Annotated in this window: 4 protein-coding genes; all 4 read left to right on the forward strand. The window is 36.3% G+C overall.

The annotated features are described in order from the left end of the window. A partial coding sequence (locus tag KVT34_RS29335) for a hypothetical protein (RefSeq protein ID WP_217563197.1) occupies positions 1–246 on the forward strand: 246 nt, incomplete at its 5' end. A 65-nt stretch (positions 247–311) separates the two neighbouring features. After that, entirely contained in the window at positions 312–1,061 is a 750-nt protein-coding gene (locus tag KVT34_RS29340) for an enoyl-CoA hydratase/isomerase (protein WP_217563198.1), read from the forward strand. 25 nt (positions 1,062–1,086) lie between these two features. Continuing rightward, positions 1,087–1,836 carry a polyketide synthase gene (locus tag KVT34_RS29345; RefSeq protein WP_217563200.1) on the forward strand — a complete coding sequence of 250 codons (750 nt, stop codon included), beginning with the start codon at positions 1,087–1,089 and terminating at the stop codon, positions 1,834–1,836. A gap of 47 nt (positions 1,837–1,883) precedes the next feature. Further along, positions 1,884–2,161: hypothetical protein (locus KVT34_RS29350; protein ID WP_217563199.1), on the forward strand; the 278-nt coding region annotated here is incomplete at its 3' end.

Genomic DNA, 2,161 nt, shown 5'->3' on the forward strand with positions numbered 1-2,161 from the left:
TATTGTAACCAGTTAACCTTGCGTGGTGAAATTTCGGAAATAGATAACTTCAAAATATATTGTGGTCCTGCCATGGGAGCGTTTAATTTATGGGTTAAAGGCACCCCCTATGAGCATTGGAGCAATCGGAATGTAGATAAAATTGCTGATTTGTTAATGCAAAAGACATGTGAAATAGTTGAAAAAAATGTTTTACAGTGGTGTTCTACCAGTGTGAGAACAATTAAAGAGTCTTCAAATGTATAAAAGCGCACTTATGAAAACAACATGTTTGGATAAGAAGATTTCGGTAGAGAAAACAGGTGGCTATCATGGAGTTTCAAAGCATTAAGGTTCGTTATCAGAAGAATATTTGTTTCATTAAATTTAATCGAAATAATTATAAAAACACGATTACGGATCAATTAATTGATGAATTCAACTATGCATTGAATAAGTACGAACACGAAGTAACTATAGTTGTGATCGAAGGGTCCCCTGATTATTTTTGTTTTGGTGCCGACTTTCAAGGGATAGATAATATCAAGAATCCAGAGAGCTTATACCAATTATGGCTTAACCTAACCTCGAAACCGTATATTACAATAGCACATGTCCAAGGAAAAGTTAATGCGGGAGGAGTTGGCTTTGTAGCTGCTTGCGATATTGTTATTGCAAACGAGAAGGCTCTTTTCAGCTTATCCGAACTCTTATTTGGTCTATTGCCAGCCTGCGTGTTACCTTTTTTGATTAGAAGAGTAGGGTTTCAAAAAGCCAATTACATGACTTTAATGACACACCCAATTACGGTTCAACAAGCGCACACCTGGAATTTAGTAGATGTGTATGATAGTCATAGTGAAAAAATGCTAAGAAAACATTTATTACGACTAAAGTATATACCTAAAAGTGGGATTATGAGGTACAAGAGATACGCTAGCGCACTATATGATTTACTTTATACATTAAAGCCCAAGGCTCTAACAGCTAATCATGGAACCTTCTCAGAGAACGGTAACTTAGAGAAGATTAAGCGATATATTGAAAAGGGGCTTTTTCCATGGGAAGAAGAAAACGAATAGCTGGGTATAAAAAAAGGAGGTTTTCATCTTGCAACCAGTGGTTGATTTACGAGAGGTTGGACCGGGGATCGTACAAATAACTATGCAAGACAAAATAAATAAAAACACGTTCTCAATTGAACTCATCAAAGGTCTAATCCATGCATTTGAATCTATAAAAAAAAATGTGAATTATAAAGTAGTTATACTGACCGGATATGATAATTATTTTTCATCAGGGGGAACTAAAGAAAGCTTATTATCTATACATGAGCGAAAGAATGATTTTACAGTCGGAGGGCTTTACAGCTTGGCTTTGGAATGTGATATCCCAGTGATTTCCGCAATGCAAGGTCATGGCATAGGCGGTGGTTTTGCCATGGGTCTTTTTGCTGACTTTATTATCCTAAGCCGTGAAAGCGTGTACACTACAAACTTTATGAAATATGGTTTTACGCCTGGAATGGGAGCGACTTATATATTGCCCAAAAAATTAGGAGTTAGTTTGGGCCACGAAATGTTGATTGGTGCGTGTAATTATCGAGGATCTGAACTGGAAAGAAGAGGAGTCCCTTTCCCAGTCATGCCAAGACAAGAAGTTATGAATTATGCCTATGATTTAGCCCAAGAAATTGCTGAAAAACCAAGACACTCCTTAATCACGTTAAAAGAACATTTGGTTGGAGATATAAGAAAGGAGCTGCCTTTAGTAATTGAGCAGGAAGTGATTATGCATGAGAAAACATTCCATCAAGAAGAGGTAAAGATAAGGATCAATGAATTATTCGGAAAATAAAGACATTTGGGTTTACGTAAAATTTCATATTTAAAAGAGGGATAAATATGGATTACAGTGATATCTTATACGCGCTTCAGCAAGGGAGACTAAGTATAGAAGATGCGGAGGAACAATTAAAAAACTTAAAACGCGGAAATAAACAAAATCAAACCTCTGAAGCGTGTGAATTAATGAATATACTGAAAGATACGGCAGATAAAAAAAGCGAGCCACTTCCTTTCCATATCGGTAAATTAAAACCAGATCAACTAGGAAATCCGATATTTCAAGAACGATATAACTGTAAGTGGAACTATTATGCAGGTTCGATGTACAGCGGGGT

Source organism: Paenibacillus sp. GbtcB18 (assembly GCF_019091125.1).
In the GTDB taxonomy this organism is placed as follows: domain Bacteria; phylum Bacillota; class Bacilli; order Paenibacillales; family NBRC-103111; genus Paenibacillus_F; species Paenibacillus_F chitinolyticus.